The following is a 15,807-nucleotide window of genomic DNA, read 5'->3' as shown; positions in this document are numbered from 1 at the left end:
TTTCCGCCGGGCGCGCCGCCGCCTGCGTCCTGACCCTGATCAGCGGTGCGCTGGCACTGGCGCAGGGCGCATGCCCAACAAGTCCTGACCAAGGATAACGGCGCCCCGGTCGGCGACAACCAGAACAGCCAGACCGCCGGCCCGAACGGCCCGACCCTGCTGCAGGACGTGCACCTGGTGCAGAAGCTGCAGCGCTTCGACCGCGAGCGCATTCCCGAGCGCGTGGTGCACGCCACCGGTACCGGCGCCCACGGCAGCTTCACCACGACCGACGACCTGTCGGACCTGTCGAAGGCCAGGCTGTTCAAGCAGGGCATCGTGACCCCGGTGTTCGTGCGCTTCTCGACCGTGATCCCGAGCCGCTCGGGTGCCGAGACCACGCGCGATCCGCGCGGCTTCGCGACCAAGTTCTATACACAGGAAGGCAACTGGGACCTGGTCGGCAACAACCTGCCGATCTTCTTCATCCGCGATGCGATCAAGTTCCCGGACATGATCCACGCGCTGAAACCGTCGCCGAACACCAACGTGCAGGAGCCGGAACGCGTGTTCGACTTCTTCTCGCACATCCCCGAGGCGACCCACATGCTGACCCGCGTGTATTCGAACTACGGCACCCCGGCCAGCTACCGCCAGATGAATGGCAGCAGCGTGCACGCGCTGAAGCTGGTCAATGCCAAGGGCGAGTACGTGTACGCCAAGTTCGCCTGGAAGTCGCAGCAGGGCGAGCGCAACCTGCGTCCGCAGGAGATCCCGGTAATCCAGGGCAAGAGCACCAGCCACGCCACCACCGACCTGTACACATCGATCTCGAAGGGCCAGTATCCGAAATGGGACCTGGTGGTGCAGATCCTGCGTCCGAACGAGATGAACAGGTTCGATTTCGATCCGCTGGACGCGACCAAGATCTGGCCGGGTGTGCCTGAGCGCAAGGTCGGTACCATGGAGCTGAACAAGGTGCCGGAGAACTTCTTTGAAGCCACCGAGCAGGTTGCGATGGCCCCAGGTAACCTGGTGCCGGGCATCGAAGCCTCGGAAGACCGCATGCTGCAAGGCCGCCTGTTCTCGTACATCGATACCCAGCACCACCGCCTGGGCGCGAACTTCCAGTCGCTGCCGATCAACAAGCCGCTGGTGCCGGTCGCGAACAACCACCAGGACGGCCCCGGCAACATCTCCGGCCGCACCGGTACCGTGAACTACCAGCCGAGCCGCCTGCCGGGCGCGCTGGTCGAAGATCCGAATGCGCGCAGCAGCCAGTTGCCGCTGAGCGGCAGCACCCAGCAGCAGCGCATCGCCAAGACGCTGAACTTCCGCCAGGCCGGCGAGTTCTACCGCTCGCTGAGCACCCAGGACCGCGATGACCTGATCGCCAACCTCTCCGGCGACCTGAAGGGCGTGAAGAACCAGGACAGCCTGCTGACCATGCTGTCCTACTTCTGGAAAGCCGACAAGGACTACGGCATGCGCCTGGCCAAGGCGGTTGGCGTGAGCGCCGACAAGGTCGCGCCGCTGGCCGCCGCACTGCAGGACTGATCGCGGCGCCGCCATTCGGGCACGCTTGACAAGCCATCCCGCCCGCGCGGGGTGGCTTTTTTTGCAGAGAAGCGCCGCCGCGCATGGCGTACGCCGGTCCATTTGGTTATCATATCGGCCATTCTTCCATCTGCACTGCTACGTTATTTCTTTCCTTCATGCTACCCTCATGTCCTGAAGCCCCGCGGGACGCCTTCCCAGGCGCCGGCGCGGACACTTTCAACGCATGAGGCACGCGATGAGCCATTTCCGCTGGCCGGCAATGGGCGTGCAGTGCGCCGAACCAATCGCATCCGAGGCACAAGCAGCATGAACGACTTACAAATGAGCCTGATCGCAGCCGGCGGCGTCTTCGTCGTCGGGATCATTAGTTATAACAAGTGGCAGGAGTACAAGGCCCGCAAGAGCGTCGAACGGGCCTTCGCAAGCAACCATGACGACGTGCTGATGAAGACTGGCGCCGCACCCGCCGCGCCGGTCGAGCCAGGCGCGGTCGAACGCCACGAACCTGTGCTGGATGCGAACGTCGACGAGCCCTACGCCGAACTGGCGGGCAGCGACGCGCTGGCCGAGCCGGTGGTGCGCGAGCCTGCTGCGACGTCTCCCGTCGCGCCCGAGGGTGTCGCGGTCGGCGGCGCTGCGCCTGGTGCGCCGGTATCCGGTGCCGGCGCAGGTACTGCAGCCGCTGCCGCCAGCCTCGAACCGCTGGCCGGCCTGCCGGGCGCCAAGCCGGACACCCCGCCGGCCCAGCTGGCCGAGAACCTGGTCGATCCGCTGATCGACTGCCTGATCCCGCTGAACGTCGAAGGCGCCGCGCGCGGCGAGAAGATCCTGCCCGCGCTGCTCAAGCTGCGCCGCGTCGGCAACAAGCCGGTGCACTTCGTCGGCCTGGCCGTGAACGGCGACTGGGAGCCGATCGTGCACGGCGGCGTCTACACGAAGCTGCAGGCCGGCGTGCAGCTGGCCACCCGCACCACGGCCCTGAACGAACTCGAATACTCGGAAATGGTCACGCGCCTGCGCGCGGTGGCCGATGAGATCGGCGCCGAACCGGAAGTCCCGGACATGATCGAAGTGATGAGCGAGGCGAAGAACCTGCACCGCTTCGTCGCCGGCCACGATGCCCAGCTGGGCGTGAACCTGGCCTCGAAGGGCGCGCCGTGGGCGATGTCGACCCTGATCGGCGCGCTGGAAAACCAGGGCTTCGACGTCCGTCCGGACGGCCGCTTCGCGATGCCCGACGGCGAAGGCGGCGTGCTGTTTACGCTGTCGACCAACGTCAACCTGGGCGCCGACACCACCTCGCGCCTGACCCTGCTGCTCGACGTGCCCTGCGTCGCCCCGGCGAAAGACGGCTTCGGCAAGATGGTTGCCTGCGCCAAGTCACTGGAGCTGCGCCTGGACGCCGCCATCGTCGACGACTTCGACCAGCCGCTGCTGGATGAAGCCCTGAGCGAGATCGCCGGCCAGGTCGGCGAGTTCTACCAGGAGATGGAAGCCGCCGACATCCCGGCCGGCTCGACCCGCGCGCTGCGCCTGTTCAGCTGAGGTGCGGATGGATCATCTGGAGCGCATGGCGTGGCTGGTCAAGGAACTGAATCACCACATCTATAACTACCACGTGCTCGACGCGCCGACCATCCCGGACGCCGAGTACGACAAGCTGTTCCGCGAACTGCAGGAACTCGAAGCGGCCCACCCCGAAGCGGTCTCGAACGACACCCCGACCTCGCGCGTGGGCGGCGCGCCGATCCCGGAATTCAGCCAGGTCACGCACGCGATGCCGATGCTCTCGCTGAACAACGGTTTCAGCGATGAAGACATCGACAACTTCGACCGCCGCGTGCGCGAAGGCCTGGACCTGCCGCCCGGCGCTGAAGTCGAATACGCGGCCGAGCTGAAGTTCGACGGCCTGGCGATGAGCCTGCGCTACGAAAACGGCGTGTTCGTGCAGGCCGCCACCCGCGGCGACGGCTATACCGGCGAAGACGTCAGCGCCAACATCCGCACCGTGAAGGTGATTCCGCTGCGCCTGCATGGCGACGCTAATGGAGAACCTGCGCCGGCGGTGCTGGAAGTGCGCGGCGAAGTCCTGATGTTCAAGGAGGACTTCGAGCGCCTGAACCAGCGCCAGCGCGATCTGGGGGCGAAGGAATTCGCCAATCCCCGTAACGCCGCCGCCGGCAGCCTGCGCCAGCTGGACGCGCGCATCACGGCCCAGCGCAAACTGCGCTTCTTCGCCTACGGCATCGGCGTGCTGGAAGGCGCCGAGATGCCAGATTCGCATTCGAAGGTGCTGGACTGGTTCGAGCGGCTTGGCCTGCCGGTGTCGAAGGAGCGGGCGGTGGTCACCGGCTGCGAAGGCATCCTCGGCTACTTCAAATCGATCGGCGAGAAGCGCAAGTCGCTGCCCTACGAGATCGACGGCGTGGTCTACAAGGTCAACCGCCTGGCGGACCAGCGCGCGCTGGGCTTCGTCTCGCGTGCGCCGCGTTTCGCGCTGGCGCACAAGTTCCCGGCCGAGGAAGCCTTGACCACCGTGCAGGCGATCGACGTGCAGGTGGGACGCACCGGTGCGATCACGCCGGTGGCGCGCCTGACCCCGGTGTCGGTGGGCGGCGTGACCGTCACCAACGCCACCCTGCACAACGAAGACGAGGTACGCCGCAAGGACGTGCGCGTGGGCGACACCGTGGTCGTGCGTCGCGCCGGCGACGTCATCCCCGAGGTGCTGTCGGTGGTGCTCGAGCGCCGTCCGCAGCCCGAGCCGGCCGTCTACGAACTGCCGAAGACCTGCCCGGTGTGCGGCTCGCACGTGGTGCGCGAAGAAGGCGAGGCGGTGGCGCGCTGCTCCGGCGGCCTCACCTGCGGCGCCCAGCGCAAGGAAGCGATCCGCCACTTTGCCGGCCGCCGCATGATGGACATCGAGGGCCTGGGCGACCGCTACATCGACAGCCTGGTCGAAGCCAACCTGGTGCACGGCGTGGCCGACCTGTATCGCCTGACGCTGGAAGACCTGCTGCAGATGAAGCGCCTGGCCGACGAGCGCGACGGCACTACACCCGAGACGGTCAAGCAGGGCAAGGTCGCGACCAAGTGGGCCGACAACCTGCTCGCCGCGATCGCCGCCAGCCGCAACCCGCCGCTCGAGCGCCTGCTGTTCGCGCTTGGCATCCGGCATGTGGGCGAGTCGACCGGCAAGACCCTGGCCGACTGGCTGGGCAGCCTGGCGCTGGTGCGCCGCGCCCCGGCCGCGCTGCTGCGCGTGCTGCCCGACATCGGCGGCACGGTGGCCGAGGCGATCGCCGAATTCTTCGCCGAGCCGAAGAACCAGGTGGCGCTCGATGCGCTGCTGGCGGCCGGCGTCACGCCGCAGGGCGAGCATGCGCCCAAGGCCCAGCTGCGCGAAAAGCTCGACGAGGTCGCGCTGCTGGCGGCGCTCGGCATCCCGAAGCTGACCGAGCCGCGTGCGCGCCAGCTGCTGGACGGCCGCACGCTGGACGACCTGGCACACCTGAAGATCTTCAGTGTGTTCGGCCTGCCGGCCACGGTGGCCGAGTCGCTGGACGCCTGGATGGCGGTGCCGGCGAATCGCGAGCACGTGCAGCAGGTCGCCGACCTGCGCCGCGAACTGCTGGCCCAGCTGCCCGAGGAAGCCCCAGCCGGTGAGGAAGGTCCGCTCGCCGGCAAGACTTTCGTGCTGACCGGGACGCTGCCGACCATGTCGCGCGACCAGGCCGGCGCGCTGATCGAGGCGGCCGGCGGCAAGGTGTCGGATTCGGTGTCGAAGAAGACTTCTTACCTGGTGGCCGGCGAAAAGGCGGGCAGCAAGCTGACCAAGGCCGAGAGCCTGGGCGTGACCGTGCTCGATGAAGCCGGCCTGCTGGCGCTGCTGCCGCAATAACAATTTGGAGTAGAGAATGAGTGCAATCAAGAAGGCCGTATTCCCGGTCGCGGGCCTGGGCAGCCGCTTCCTGCCCGCCACCAAGGCCCAGCCGAAGGAGATGCTGCCGATCGTCGACAAGCCGCTGATCCAGTACGCGGTCGAGGAGGCGGTCGCCGCCGGCATCACCGAGATGATCTTCATCACCGGCCGCAACAAGCGCGCGATCGAAGACCACTTCGACAAGGCCTACGAACTCGAGGCCGAGCTGGAAGCCCACGGCAAGGAACAGCTGCTGAAACTGGTGCGCGGCGTGATCCCGAAGAACGTCAACTGCATCTACATCCGCCAGTCCGAGCCGCTGGGCCTCGGCCACGCGGTGCTGTGCGCGCGTCCGGTGGTCGGCAACGAGCCTTTCGCCGTGCTGCTGGCCGACGACTTCATGGACAGCGCCCCCGGCCACAAGCCGGTGCTGGCCCAGATGACCGACCTGTACGCCTACGAAAAATGCAGCGTGCTGGCGGTGCAGGACGTGCCGCGCGCGCATACCCGCCAGTACGGTATCGTCAGCGCCAGCGCCTACCGCCCGGATCTGGAACTGGTCTCCGGCATCGTCGAGAAACCGCAGCCGGAAGAGGCGCCGTCGACGCTGGCCGTGGTCGGCCGCTACGTGCTGTCCGGCTCGATCTTCGAGGACCTCGAGAACATCGGCACCGGCGCCGGCGGCGAGATCCAGCTCACCGACGGCATCGCCGCGCTGATGGCGCGCGAACGCGTGCTGGCCTACCGCTACGCCGGCCAGCGTTATGATTGCGGTTCCAAGCTCGGTTACCTGAAGGCGACCACGGCGATGGGTCTGAAGCACCCGGAAACCGCGGAAGGCTTCGCCGAGTTCCTGGCCGAACTGCGGGAGAAACAGGGATGAGCATCCGCGAGATCCTGAAGATGGGCGACCCGCGCCTGCTGCGCGTGGCCGAGCCCGTGAAAGAATTCGACATGCCGGAACTGCACGCGCTGATCGCCGACATGTTCGAGACCATGCACGCGGTCGATGGCGCCGGCCTGGCCGCGCCGCAGATCGGCGTCAACCTGCAGCTGGTGATCTTCGGCTTCGGCAAGAACCAGCGCTATCCGGACGCGCCGAGCGTGCCGGAGACGGTGCTGATCAACCCGGTCCTGACGCCCTTGTCCGACGAGATGGAAGAGGGCTTCGAAGGCTGCCTGTCGGTGCCGGGCCTGCGCGGCAGCGTGCCCCGTCATACGCGTTTGCACTATGAAGGGGTCGATCAATATGGAAATCATATCAGTCGCGATGTCGACGGCTTCCATGCGCGCGTCGTGCAGCATGAAGTCGACCACCTGCTGGGCATCCTCTACCCGATGCGCATCAAGGACTTTTCCCGCTTCGGCTACACCGAAGTGATGTTCCCCGATCTCGATCCGAAGGCCGACGATTGAACCATAAGCTCATCAAGGCCGCACTGGCGGCCTGCTGCATCGTCGCGCCGCTGGCCCATGCCGACGACCTGTTCACGAAGATCGACGCCGCGCCGAAAAGCGAGTTCTGGCTCGACAGCGGCTTCGCGACTTACCACTTCGACCGCGACAAGGACCTGAACGGCGCCAACTGGGGCCTGGGCGCCGAGTACCGCTTCTCGGGCACGATGGCGGCCACCGTGGGCCGCTTCTACAACAGCGACCGCGATTACTCGAACTATGCCGGCGTGATCTGGCAGCCTTACGCGATCGGTCCGGTGCGCGTGGGCGCGGCCATCGCCGCTTTCAACGGTTACCCGAACATGCGGGATGGCGGCTGGTTCCCGGCGGCGATTCCGACTTTGACTTACGAGTACCAGCGCGTGGGCGTCAACGTCGGGATCATCCCGAGCTACAAGGATCGGCTGTATGGCGGGATTTCGGTGCAGTTGAAGATCAAGCTGTTTTGAGGTTTGCGTGGGCACGGTGTGCCCACCCTACGAACCGCCTGAGCCGGTAGGGTGGGCTCCCCGAGCCCACGCACACGCGGTTCAAGGTGCCGGGTAAGGCGACTTCCCACCCTCCGCAATAAACGCATCGATCCGCGCCTCCAGCACCGGCAGCGGCACCGAGCCCAGCTGCAGCACGGTATCGTGGAAGGCGCGAATATCAAAGCGAGACCCCAGCGCCGCCTCGGCCTTTTTACGCGCCCCCATGATCGCCATCTCGCCCAGGTAATACGACAGCGCCTGCCCCGGCCAGGAGATGTAGCGATCGACTTCGGTCTCGATCTCGTGGTCCGATAAAGCTGTGTTGTCGTGCATGTAGGCCTGGGCCTGTTCGCGGGTCCAGCCCTTGGCATGAATGCCGGTGTCGACCACCAGGCGCGCCGCGCGCCAGGCCTGGTAGCTCAGCATGCCGAACATCTCGTAGGGCGTCTCGTAGATGCCCATCTCCGTGCCCAGGCGTTCCGAATACAGCGCCCAGCCTTCGCCATAGGCCGAGATATACGCGCGGCGGAACGGCGGCACGCCTTTCTGCTCCAGCGCCACCGGCATCTGGAAGGCGTGGCCCGGCGCCGATTCGTGCAGGGTCAGGGCCGGCAGGCTGTACAGCGCGCGCGCCGGCAGGTTGTAGGTATTCACCAGGTAGACGCCGGGCCCGCCGCGCGCCGAGGTGTAGTAGGGCGCCTGGTCGGGCGGCACCGGGACGATCGCGAAGCGGCGCCGCGGCAGGTAGCCGAAATACTGGTCTGCCTTGCCGTCGAATTTCTTGGCGATCCAGGCCGCGCTTTTCAAGAGTTCGTCCGCCGTCTTCGCATAGAACTGCGGGTCGCTGCGCAGGAAAGCCAGGAAGGCCGGCAGCTCGCCCTGGAAGCCGGCGGCGGCCATGGTCTGCAGCATCTCGGCGCGGATCTTCGCCATCTCGGCCAGGCCGATGGCGTGGATCTCGTCGGCGCTCAGCGAGGTCGTGGTGTACTCGACGATCTTCGACTGGTAATAGGCGCGGCCGTCGGGGAGGCTCTCGGCCGCCAGCGGTACGCGCGCCTTCGGGAAGTAGTCGCTGCGCACATAGGCCAGCACCTCGGCGTGGGCCGGTTGCACGGCATCGCGGATCGCGGCGGCGCCTTCCGCGCGCAGGCGCGCCTGCTCGTCGGCCGGGATATTCGCCGGCATGCTCCTGAACGGGGTGTAGAAGATGGTGTCCTCGGGCGTCCTGCTTTCTGCCACCGTGGCCAACGGCGCATCGCGCCCGGCGAGCGTCACGCGCGGCGGCGTGAAGCCGCGCGCCAGGCCGGCGCGCATGTTCGCCAGCTGCTCCCTGAAATAACGCGGCATGTCGCGCAGCAGCAGGATGTAGTCGCGGTATTCCTGGGCCGACTTGAACGGCCGCCGCGCGGCATAGGTGATGTCGGTCCAGAAGGCGCTGTCGGCGTTGACCGGCTGCTCGTATTCGCGGAAGCGCTGGGCTTCATACAAGGCCTGGATCTGGGCGCGGTAGACGGCGTAGTTGATGCGCTCGTTCTTCGACAGCGCGGCCGGGGCGATGGCATCCAGGCGCTTGAGCACATCCTCCCAGTAGCGGCGGCGCGCTTCCTGGGTCGCGGCATCGACGCGCGGCAGTTCGGCACGGCGGCCCTTGGGCTGGTCCTCGTCGTCGGCCAGGCGCTGGGCGATGCGCCATTTCCATTCCTGCTGGTAGATGGACTGGAAGCGGGCGTCGGCCGGGGTCGAGGCGGCGGCGATGGAAGACAAGGAAGCGAAAAGCAGGGCGGCGGTCAGCGTTTTCAGGTGCATGGTTTCCCAAGGGGCTAGGCGGTGTGGTGAACTTGCGTTTGGTAACGATAGTACCGTGTTGCCCTTGCCGCAGGAAGATGCTGTGTTCGCTCAACGGCGGCCAGGTCCCGGCGTGCCATGATCAAGGGTTTTCGTAGACTTGCCGATTCTCGACATGGCTGACCCGACGCGGCCCTTGCCTCCCATGCTCCCTTTGCCCGACGGCGGTTGGTCGGCGCGCACGGTGCTGACCCCGACGGCGGTCAAGGTGCGCGGTCTTGCCCTCATGCCGTCGAACAGCGTGATTCCCGTGATCGTCGTGCCCGGCATCATGGGCAGCAATCTGCGGGCGAAGCGGCAGCCGCGCTCGCGCAAGGAGCGCAACTTGGGAGCCGAGCCTGGTGAGCCGGTCTGGCGGCCACCGAATACCATGGTTGGAGGCCTCTGGGATGCACTAACCTGGGACGGGTGCACGCCCAAGCAGCGCCAAAAACTGTTCGATCCAGACACGCTGGAAGTCGACGAAGATGGACCGCCGCATATTCCGCACCGCGACGGCAGATTGCACGTTCATCCGACACTGGCGCGCGAACGCGGTTGGGGGAGCTGCATGCCGATTCCTACGGCGGGCTCTTATGCGCGCTGGAGACAAGCCTGAACCGGACCTTCCAGCACGACGAAGCCACGGGCGAGCGCCATATCCAGCGCCATTGGCAGGAGGTCATGGCCTGCGATCCGAAAAAGTGGGGCATGCCGGGCATGATGCCGCTGACCGAGGCGGCCCTGGAAAAGCACGCGCGCCATCATTATCCGGTGTACGGTGTGGGCTACAACTGGCTCGAATGCTGCGAGCAGGCTTCGATACGGCTGGAGCGGCGCATCCTCGACATCATCGAATACTGGAAAGGCATGCGGCGCCAGTGCGAGCGCGTCATCCTCGTGACCCATTCGATGGGCGGGCTGGTCGCGCGCGCCTGCGCGAAGCGTATTCCGGACCGGATCGCCGGTGTGATCCATGGCGCGATGCCGGCCCTGGGCGCGCCTGCCGCCTATCGCCGCATGAGCTGCGGCACCGAAGCGCAGGATTTCGCCGGGCGCTTCGTCGCCAAAATTCTTGGTGCCACAACCTATGACACCACGCCCGTGCTGGCGACCTCGCCTGGGGCGCTGGAACTCCTGCCCACCCATTTGTATCCGGGATCCTGGCTGCACGTGCGGGTGGTGCATGCGCCCGGACCTGCGGGCGGGCCGGAAACGGCCATCGATTACCTGCACCTGCCGAACGAGGCTGCGCCGAATCCCTACGATCTTTACCGTGATTTGCGGCCCTGGTACAGGCTCGTCGATCCCGAGCTGGCCGACCCGGCAGGAAAATATGAGAGGAAACGCGGAGGCGTACACAAGGCGATCACGAATGCCATCAACACAGCCGAACGCTTTCACAGGGAATGCCTGGGCGACTACTATCACCCGAATACCTACGCCTTCTACGGCAGCGATGCGAGCCAGCCCGCTTTCGGCAAGGTGCGCTGGCTTGGGCGGAAAGAAACCGGCCTGGGCACCGCGCTCACACCGGCAAACATCAAGAACGCCAGATTGAGAGGGCGCGAACCAGGCGGCGTCCGGCTCGTGGACGTCGATCCGGTGTGCTCCCTGTCGTTCAAGCCCGAGCCGCCCGATGCCCGCGGCGACCGCACAGTGCCGTTCCAGTCCGGCGCCGGGCCGGCGGGTAAGGTCCAGCATCTGTTCGAAACCCGCGGCTACGACCACCAGGGCGCGTTCAACCACGAAGACATGCTGATGCTGACGCTGCGCCTGGTGGTCAGGATCGTACAGGGGATGCCATGAAACGTATTTTTCAAAGCAAGCTGTTCCGGGTGTATGCCGCAATGGCCGGATGCCTGGCCGCGGCCTGGGCGGCGGGCGCCGCCTGGGATACTTTCAAGGTGGTGCAAATGACTGGAAAAATGACGACGGTTTGTGTCGGCAGGATGCTCATCGACCTCCCCGCGGAGACCCGGGTAGAGCTCTACGGCGCGGAGATCAGCGGGCTTGGCATTGATGCGTTTGCCGAGAGTTCGGAGGCTTTCCAGCAGCGGCTGGCAGCGCGGGAAGCCGAGATCCGGGCCAAGCCGGATTTCCGTGGTGGCCGCAACAATATGGAATCCGCCAGCGACGTCCGGACCGACAATGGGCTCGCCGGAAAAATCTTCGTCCACGGGCGAAACGTCACCGAGGGCAATGCATCCGATGGCTTCACGACCGAACATTTTCACTATGAGGGCGTCGCCATCGAAGCGCATGTACACGGCGGCGGAATCAGCATCGACCTGAGTGCGGACGATTACGATCCCAAGCTCATCGGGAACCTTCCCCGGCTCCTCGCGCAACTCGTGCCGAATCCCGCCAACCGCGCGCCCACCGAGCCCGGCTTTTGCCTCGATCGCGCCTACGTCCGCGATCCGCTGCCCGCCGACGAGAACGAGCAGATCACGCTCGCCGCGGAGCTGCCCAGCTACCCCGACCTTGGCTTTCACTTCGAGACCACTGCAGGACTCAAGCCCGATCCGCGCGGCCTGATCGAGCGTAATGCCGCATCGCGCGGGCGCCTGCCGGCGATCCTGAACATGCGTGTCACCGACCTGCGCGCGGCACCGCGTACTATCGGCGGCCTGAAGGGCGAGGAGGTGGTCCAGCGCGTCATCGAGGACAACCTTGCCATCGTCTACGGCTTCGAATGGGAAGTGAACGGCATCCAGAACACCGTCTATGTGCCGACGCTGAGGCTGACCATGGTCACCGGCCGCGACCGCGGCGAGCCGGTCGCCTCGTCCCTCTCGCAGCCAGCCGCGCTGGCGCTGTGGGACCGCATCTCCTCCAGCATCCGCGTACGCCCCGTCAGCCGATGAGCGGCACGCCGCATCAGCGCTTGACCTTCCCCCAGGCCTCGCCCGCACGCCAGCGCGGCATCGCCGGCGCATTCGCTACCGCATAGCCCAGGTTCAGCGTGAACTGCGCCTGCTGCACCATGCCCGACAAGTCCCAGGCCGGGTCGTACTGGTCGCTGACCTGGTGGTAATCCTTCGTGAAGTCGTGCATGCGCTGGTTCGAAGCGGCCGCGTCGTGGGCGAAGGCGAAGCTGCCGTCGCCCGAGAACACGGCCGAACCGACGTTGAAGGCGGGGACGCCGGCCTTGGCGAACATGAAGTGGTCGGCGCGGAAGTAGGCACCGCCCAGGTCCGGCACGCTCGGCGCCAGCGCCAGGCCCATCTGCTTGGCCACCTCGCGCGAGGTATCGATGAGCGAGCTGCGCTCGGCGCCGGGCACGCCGATGTCGCGCGTGGGGCCGACGAAATTCATGCTGTCGAGGTTGAGATCGGCGGCGGTCTTCGCCAACGGCCACAGGGGCGCGCGGGTGTAGGCGAGGGCGCCCAGCAGGCCCTGCTCCTCGGCGCAGGGCCACAGGAAAATCTGGGTGCGCCGCGCCGGATGCGCGACGGCGGCCTGGGCCATCGCCAGCAGGGCGGCGGTGCCGGAGCCATTGTCGATGGCGCCGTTCCAGATGTGGTCGGGCTTGCCGCTGGTTGGGCCACTGGGTTCGTCGATGCCGAGATGGTCCCAGTGCGCCGAATAGATCACCGCTTCCTCGCGCAGCTTCGGATCGGTGCCGGGCACGATGCCGGCCACGTTGTACTCGGTCACCTGGCGCACCGTGCTTTTCAGCTGGGCGTGGACGCTGGCCTTCAGCTCGACCGGGCGGAAGCCCTTCACTTCGGCGCGGGCGCGCAGGGTGTCGAGGTCCTGGCCGGCGGCGCTGAACAGGGTGCGCGCCATGTCTTCGCTGATCCAGCCCTGCAGCGCGTTGCCGGGGCCGGCCAGGTGGAACTGCTCGTGCGAGAAGCTGTTGGCCGGCACGCTCCACGGATAGGAGCTTGATGCCGTGGTGTGGATCAGCAGGATGCCGGCCGCGCCCTGGCGCTGCGCTTCCTCGAATTTATAGGTCCAGCGGCCGTACCAGGTCAGCGACTTGCCGCCGAAGCGGTTCGGCTCGGCGGCCGTGGGCTGCGGGTCGTTCACCATCGCCACCAGCAGCTTGCCCTTCACGGCCACGCCCTGGAAATCGTTCCAGCCATCCTCCGCCGAGGCGATGCCGTAGCCGACGAAGACGATGGGCGCATCCAGCCGCGTATCGGGCTGGCCGTTGCCGTTGCCATAGACCGCGCCGGTGCCGAACGCCGCTTCGATGGTCTTGCCGCCGGCTTCGAAGCGCAGGCTGCTGGCGCCCACCTGGGTCTTCTGGCCGACCAGCGCGACCTTCTGGCGATAGCTGTTGCCGGCGGCCGGCTTGAGGCCGATCGCCGCGGCCTGGGTTTCCAGGTAGCGTACCGTCAGTTCGCCGCCGCGCTGGCCGGTGCCGCGGCCTTCGAGCAGGTCGTCGGCCAGGAAGGCCAGGTGCGCACGCAACGGCGCTTCCTGGACGGCGGGCGGGCTTGACGGTGCCGCGCCGGCGGCGAAGGCGGTGGCGAGCAGCGCACTGCCGAGCAGGGCGGCGTGCGGGAGTGGGCGGTCGGGCATGGCATCTGTCTCATCGTTGTTATGCAGGCCAGCGATGGTAGCAGCAGGCAGGGCCGCGCGGCACGGAAAATATTGTCACTACTTTACAATGTTCGATTCCGCGATCCCGTTATAATGGCTGCCACATGCCTTGGCCGCCTCGGCGGTGCCGCACCAAGATAAATCCAGTTGACCTGCATGGAAAGAGACGACAAAGAGCGGCAACAAACCAGCGATGACGGAAAGGCGAGGCCCCATGGGGTCGCCGTCGACCGGCTGCGCCCGTGGCGCCGGATCAGTGGCCAGTTGGTCACCCTGATCGGCGAGAGCGGGTTCTGCGCATTGTTTGGCCGCGCCCAGCGTACGCTGGCGGTCCGCTACGAATGGCTGAGCGTGGATCCCGCACGCAAGTCGATCGCCGGACTGCTGAGTGCGCTCGAGCACGACCTCGCGGTCGCCGAGCCGGCCGTCGCCGACATCGCAAACGCGGAGTTGCTGAATACATTCACCAGACAGTTGTCGTCGCTGATTGGCGAGGCGCTCACGGCCAGGCTGCTCGAGCAGGCCGCCGCTTCGGAACCGCAGGGACCGGAAGATGTACAGGAGCACAAGTAAATGACCGACAAAGTACGCCTTGGATCGATGGCCACCGGAGTACCAGGCCTCGATGTCCTCCTCGGCGGCGGCCTGACCGAATATTCCTTCACGCTGATTGCCGGCGCGCCCGGCAGCGGCAAGACGACGCTGGCGCACCAGATCATGTTCGCGCTGGCCGGTCCCGAACGGCGCGCCCTGTTCTTCACGGTGCTGGGCGAGCCGCCGCTGAAGATGCTGCGCTACCAGCAGCAGTTTTCCTTCTTCGACATGGCCAAGGTCGGCCCCTGCATCCGCTACGTGAACCTGGCGGACGACCTGCGCGCCGGCCACTTCCAGGGCGTGTTGGAACGCATCATGCGCGAGGTCGAGGACTTCGGCCCGGGCCTGGTCTTCGTCGATTCCTTCCGCTCGGTCATGCAGTCGGCGCGCAGCGGCAACGAAGGCCTGTCGGACCTGCAGCAGTTCATCCAGGAGCTCGGTTCGCGCATGGCGACCTGGCAGGCGACCACCTTCCTGATCGGCGAGTATTCGCAGGCCGACGTCGAGGCCAATCCGATCATCACGGTGGCCGACGGCATGGTCACACTGTACCAGGCGGCCGACGACAACTCGTCCCTGCGCAAGCTGCGCGTGAACAAGATGCGCGGCCAGGGCCACATGACGGGCGCGCACACCATGCGCATCGCCGACGACGGCATCCGCGTCTACCCGCGCCTGCTGCCGCCGCTGTCCGCCGACCGCCGGCCCGGCGTGCCGGTCGACCGCAATCCATGCCGCATCTCCACCGGCACCGCCGGCCTGGACGAACTGATGCACGGCGGCCTGCCGCAAGGGCACACGCTGCTGGTGTCGGGCCCGACCGGCGCCGGCAAGACCATCCTCGGCACCCGCTTCCTGCAGGCCGGCGCGGCCCAGGGCGAAAAGGGCGTGGCCCTGTTCTTCGAGAAGGGCACGGCGCGCCTGCGCAATGCCGAGCTGGCGGAAATCGTCCAGGGCGGTCATGTGGCCGTGGTGGAAAGCCGCTCGCTGTCGCTCAGCGTCGAAGAGCTGATGGACGAGATGTGCGCCGCGATCGACCGCAGCGGCGCGACCCGGGTGGTGATCGATTCGCTGTCCGAGCTCGGGCTCTACCTGGCGCCGGAAGCGCGCGCCGACCTGCGCACCGGAGTATTCCGGACCCTGGCCGAACTGGCCAAGCGTGGCGTCTCGGCGATGGTCACGGTCGGCATGGAAGACGATTATTGCAAGCTGAGCTTCAGCCCCGACGAGCTGTGCTTCCTGACCGACGCCGTGCTGTCGCTGCGCTTTGTCGAGTACGAAGGCGAACTGCGCAAGTTCATGACGGTGGTGAAGGTGCGCGGCTGCGACCACAGCACCGATCTGCGCGAGTACCGCATCACCGGCGAGGGCATCGAGGTGCGACCCAAGGCTTCGCAGCTGAACGGCATCATGATCGGCCGGCCAACCCTGGGGCGCTGAGGACGC

13 protein-coding genes are annotated in these 15,807 nt (G+C 66.6%); 11 read left to right on the top strand and 2 right to left on the bottom strand.

Translation table 11 applies throughout. From position 1 onward, the window contains the following. The first annotated feature begins 45 nt into the window (after window positions 1-45). From NX782_RS00500 to NX782_RS00475, 6 genes are all read left to right on the top strand, one after another. Window positions 46-1,536 carry a catalase gene (locus tag NX782_RS00500; RefSeq protein ID WP_258843517.1) on the top strand — a complete coding sequence of 497 codons (1,491 nt, stop codon included), beginning with the start codon at window positions 46-48 and terminating at the stop codon, window positions 1,534-1,536. 309 nt (window positions 1,537-1,845) lie between these two features. Beyond that, window positions 1,846-3,084, top strand: a complete 1,239-nt coding sequence (locus NX782_RS00495; protein WP_258843516.1) for a cell division protein ZipA C-terminal FtsZ-binding domain-containing protein — start codon at window positions 1,846-1,848, stop codon at window positions 3,082-3,084. A 7-nt stretch (window positions 3,085-3,091) separates the two neighbouring features. Then, window positions 3,092-5,440, top strand: a complete 2,349-nt coding sequence (ligA, locus tag NX782_RS00490; RefSeq protein WP_258843515.1) for an NAD-dependent DNA ligase LigA — start codon at window positions 3,092-3,094, stop codon at window positions 5,438-5,440. Window positions 5,441-5,456: 16 nt separating this feature from the next. Next, window positions 5,457-6,344: a UTP--glucose-1-phosphate uridylyltransferase GalU gene (gene galU, locus NX782_RS00485; protein ID WP_258843514.1), complete on the top strand. Its 888-nt coding sequence runs from the start codon at window positions 5,457-5,459 to the stop codon at window positions 6,342-6,344. Further along, window positions 6,341-6,877, top strand: coding sequence for a peptide deformylase (gene def / locus NX782_RS00480; RefSeq protein WP_258843513.1), 537 nt, complete (start codon window positions 6,341-6,343; stop codon window positions 6,875-6,877). The genes galU and def overlap by 4 nt, the downstream gene beginning before the upstream one ends. Beyond that, window positions 6,874-7,365 carry a hypothetical protein gene (locus NX782_RS00475; protein ID WP_258843512.1) on the top strand — a complete coding sequence of 164 codons (492 nt, stop codon included), beginning with the start codon at window positions 6,874-6,876 and terminating at the stop codon, window positions 7,363-7,365. Before def ends, NX782_RS00475 begins: the two co-directional genes overlap by 4 nt. Before the next feature lie 81 nt (window positions 7,366-7,446). Here NX782_RS00475 and NX782_RS00470 read toward each other — a convergent pair whose 3' ends face one another. After that, window positions 7,447-9,192, bottom strand: a complete 1,746-nt coding sequence (locus NX782_RS00470) for a DUF885 domain-containing protein (RefSeq protein ID WP_258843511.1) — start codon at window positions 9,190-9,192, stop codon at window positions 7,447-7,449. Window positions 9,193-9,346: 154 nt separating this feature from the next. Between NX782_RS00470 and NX782_RS00465 the strand changes: the two genes are divergently transcribed. The 3 genes from NX782_RS00465 to NX782_RS00455 are packed head-to-tail and all read left to right on the top strand — an operon-like array spanning window position 9,347 to window position 12,080. Beyond that, window positions 9,347-9,829: a hypothetical protein gene (locus NX782_RS00465; protein WP_258843510.1), complete on the top strand. Its 483-nt coding sequence runs from the start codon at window positions 9,347-9,349 to the stop codon at window positions 9,827-9,829. Further along, a complete protein-coding gene (locus NX782_RS00460; RefSeq protein WP_258843509.1) occupies window positions 9,769-11,019 on the top strand; it encodes an esterase/lipase family protein in 1,251 nt (416 codons plus the stop codon). Before NX782_RS00465 ends, NX782_RS00460 begins: the two co-directional genes overlap by 61 nt. Continuing rightward, entirely contained in the window at window positions 11,016-12,080 is a 1,065-nt protein-coding gene (locus NX782_RS00455) for a T6SS immunity protein Tli4 family protein (protein WP_258843508.1), read from the top strand. Before NX782_RS00460 ends, NX782_RS00455 begins: the two co-directional genes overlap by 4 nt. A gap of 13 nt (window positions 12,081-12,093) precedes the next feature. Here the strand turns inward: NX782_RS00455 and NX782_RS00450 are convergent, their stop codons facing one another. Then, a complete protein-coding gene (locus NX782_RS00450) occupies window positions 12,094-13,746 on the bottom strand; it encodes a M28 family peptidase (RefSeq protein ID WP_258843507.1) in 1,653 nt (550 codons plus the stop codon). Between the two features lie 177 nt (window positions 13,747-13,923). On the opposite strand from NX782_RS00450, the gene NX782_RS00445 reads away from it, so the two are divergent. Together NX782_RS00445 and NX782_RS00440 are read left to right on the top strand one after the other, a co-directional pair. Continuing rightward, a complete protein-coding gene (locus NX782_RS00445; protein WP_258843506.1) occupies window positions 13,924-14,340 on the top strand; it encodes a hypothetical protein in 417 nt (138 codons plus the stop codon). Further along, window positions 14,341-15,801 carry an ATPase domain-containing protein gene (locus tag NX782_RS00440; RefSeq protein ID WP_258843505.1) on the top strand — a complete coding sequence of 487 codons (1,461 nt, stop codon included), beginning with the start codon at window positions 14,341-14,343 and terminating at the stop codon, window positions 15,799-15,801. It begins immediately after the preceding gene. Window positions 15,802-15,807: the final 6 nt, after the last annotated feature.

This window comes from Massilia norwichensis (assembly GCF_024753245.1).
In the GTDB taxonomy this organism is placed as follows: domain Bacteria; phylum Pseudomonadota; class Gammaproteobacteria; order Burkholderiales; family Burkholderiaceae_D; genus Telluria; species Telluria norwichensis.
Note: the sequence above shows the minus strand (reverse complement) of the source record. Positions and strands in the feature narration are given on the sequence as shown.